At 69.5% G+C, this 2668-nt stretch carries 2 protein-coding genes and 1 pseudogene; 1 reads left to right on the plus strand and 2 read right to left on the minus strand.

What is annotated here, in order from left to right:
• Both G6021_RS16935 and G6021_RS09255 read right to left on the minus strand, forming a co-directional pair.
• Positions 1–221, minus strand: a pseudogene (locus G6021_RS16935) (hypothetical protein); the annotation flags it as partial.
• Between the two features lie 138 nt (positions 222–359).
• On the minus strand, positions 360–1226 hold the full coding sequence (locus G6021_RS09255; RefSeq protein WP_182641125.1) for a DMT family transporter: 867 nt from the start codon (positions 1224–1226) through the stop codon (positions 360–362).
• A gap of 71 nt (positions 1227–1297) precedes the next feature.
• Here G6021_RS09255 and G6021_RS09260 point away from each other — a divergent pair, with 71 nt between their 5' ends.
• Positions 1298–2560, plus strand: coding sequence for an aspartate kinase (locus G6021_RS09260; protein ID WP_182638458.1), 1263 nt, complete (start codon positions 1298–1300; stop codon positions 2558–2560).
• Positions 2561–2668: the final 108 nt, after the last annotated feature.

Raw genomic sequence — 2668 nt, forward strand, 5'->3', positions numbered from 1 at the left:
TCCGGCCCGGAGGGGGTGCCGTTGACCACGGCCCCGGCCGTGGGCGCGGAGACGGCGAGCGGGGCGATGACCGCGGCGACCGAGGCGAGCGTCGTCGCCACGAGGCGGGACGTGCGGCGTGACCCCCGGTGGGTGTCACGGCGGGAATCACGGCGGGAATCTCGGCCGCCCTGCTCGGCGCGGCTGTTACTCAAGGTGCTGCTGGGGCGGGTGAGACGCATGAGGCTCAGCGTAAGCGATGGGATCGACGTGCGCTGCCGCTCGGGGTGGGTCCTCATGGCTCTGGAATCGCGGCCCGCCCGGCCCGCGTTACCCGGGACCCACCCGGCCCGCGTCAACCGCAGCCCACCCGGCCCGCGTCACCCCGGGACCGACTGGGTCTCCTGGTCGACCTCCTTGTTGGCCAAGCGCACGGTCGCCACCACCATCAGGACGAGGGTCGCGGCGAGGATCGCCAGCTCGGGGCCGTCGACGGTGAACCACTCGCCCAGGACCACCACGCCCAGTCCCAGCGCGACGACGGGCGTGGTGACGGTGGAGGCGGGCACCGCCTGGTGCACGGCCCCCGCGGAGAACGACATCTGCTGCAGCGTCAGCGCGATCACCGCCGCCGCCACCAGTCCGTACACCTCGCCCGTGGTGAACACCTCGAGCAACCCGCCCGAGTACCACCGGTCGGCCACACCTTTGGTGAGCAGCGCGACGTAGGCGAACGCGAGTCCGCCGGCGACACCCAGGAGCAGCGCCCGGTTGCCGTTGCGGCGGCGGTTACGGGACAGGCGCAGCAGCACGGCGATGACGGCGAGCCCGGCCGCGCACGCGAGCGCCCACTCGTACCAGGGCGGGTGCGCGTCGCCTCCCGTCGGTCGCCCGTAGATCACCAGGACGACCACGCATCCCGCCAGGACGTATCCCCAGAACAACTCGGTCTTGGTCACCCGCCGGCCCGTCACCCAGGCTCCGAGCGGGAGCGCGAAGGTCAGTGAGAGGACGGTGATGGTCTGCACGAGGATGAGCGAGCCGAACGCCAGCGCCCCACCCTGGAAGGCGAATCCGGCCAGGCTGATCGCCATGCCCGACCACCAGTACCTGCTGGCCAGGACGCCGAAGCGACCCTCGAGCCGACCCCCGGCGCGGTCCTTCGTGCGGTGCCGCATCACGGTGCCGAAGGCCTGGCTGAGGGCGGAGGCGAGGGCCAGGAGGACGGCCAACCATGCTTCAGTCATCGATGATGAGTAAACACCTCCCGTAATGTAGGGCTGCGTTAAGCCGATCAACACCGGAAGGGTGTGACCGCGTGGCACTCGTAGTGCAGAAGTACGGCGGCTCCTCCGTGGAGTCCGCAGAACGTATCCGTCGGGTGGCCGAACGGATCGTCGAGACCAGGAAGGCGGGCAACGACGTCGTCGTCGTCGCCTCCGCGATGGGGGACACGACCGACGAGTTGTTGGACCTGGCGGACCAGGTCTGCCCGGCGCCCCCGCAGCGCGAGATGGACATGCTGCTGACCTCGGGCGAGAGGATCTCCAACGCGCTGTTGGCCATGGCCATCAGTTCGTTCGGGATGGAGGCGTACTCGTTCACCGGCTCGCAGGCCGGGATCATCACCACCACCAAGCACGGCGACAGCCGGATCATCGACATCACACCGGGGCGGGTCCGCGACGCCCTGGACCAGGGCAAGATCGCTCTGGTCGCCGGGTTCCAGGGTGTGTCCCGGGAGACCCGCGACGTCACGACCCTGGGTCGTGGCGGTTCGGACACCACCGCGGTGGCCATGGCGTCCGCGTTGGGCGCCGACGTCTGCGAGATCTACTCGGACGTCGACGGCATCTACACCGCCGACCCCCGGATCGTCCCCGACGCCCGCAAGCTCGACACCATCTCGTACGAGGAGATGCTGGAGATGGCGGCCGTCGGTTCGAAGATCCTCAACCTGCGGAGCGTCGAGTTCGCCCGCCGGTACCACGTGCCCCTGCGCGTGCGCTCGTCGTATTCGACCAACCCGGGCACGCTCGTGGCCGGAAAAGTGGAGGACATCCCCGTGGAAGACGCAGTCCTGACCGGAGTCGCTCACGACGCCTCGGAGGCCAAGATCACGGTCGTCGGGATCCCGGACCAGCCGGGGTACGCCGCCAAGATCTTCCGCGTGGTGGCCGACGCCGAGATCAACATCGACATGGTCCTGCAGAACGTCTCCAAGGCGGAGGGCAAGACCGACATCACCTTCACCTGCCCACGTGAGGTCGGGGCCAGGGCCGTCGAGGTGCTCTCGCAGGCCAAGGACGACCTCGGGATCGACCAGGTGCTCTACGACGACAACGTCGGCAAGGTCTCCCTGGTCGGCGCCGGCATGAAGTCGCATCCGGGCGTCACCGCGACGTTCTGCGAGTCGCTGTCCGAGGCCGGGGTCAACATCGAGCTCATCTCCACCTCGGAGATCCGCATCTCGGCACTGGTCCGCGAGGACGAGCTCCCCGAGAGCGTCCGCGCCCTGCATGCCGCGTTCGAGCTCGGCGGCGAGGAGGAGGCCCAGGTCTACGCCGGCACCGGCCGCTGACCCGAGCCCCGGCCCCCCCACCACATCGAGAAGACAGTTCCCCACACATCGCCCGAGAGCGAGTGTGCGGAACTGTCTTTTCGTCGGCGCACCGCCGTGAGTCGGCGC

Origin of the sequence: Dietzia sp. CW19 (assembly GCF_014145265.1) — a bacterium.
Classification (GTDB): Bacteria; Actinomycetota; Actinomycetes; order Mycobacteriales; family Mycobacteriaceae; genus Dietzia; species Dietzia natronolimnaea.

Excerpts from the sequence above, each read along its gene's own strand:
- G6021_RS09255 (WP_182641125.1), bottom strand. The coding sequence starts at position 1,226 with ATGACTGAAGCATGGTTGGCCGTCCTCCTGGCCCTCGCCTCCGCCCTC.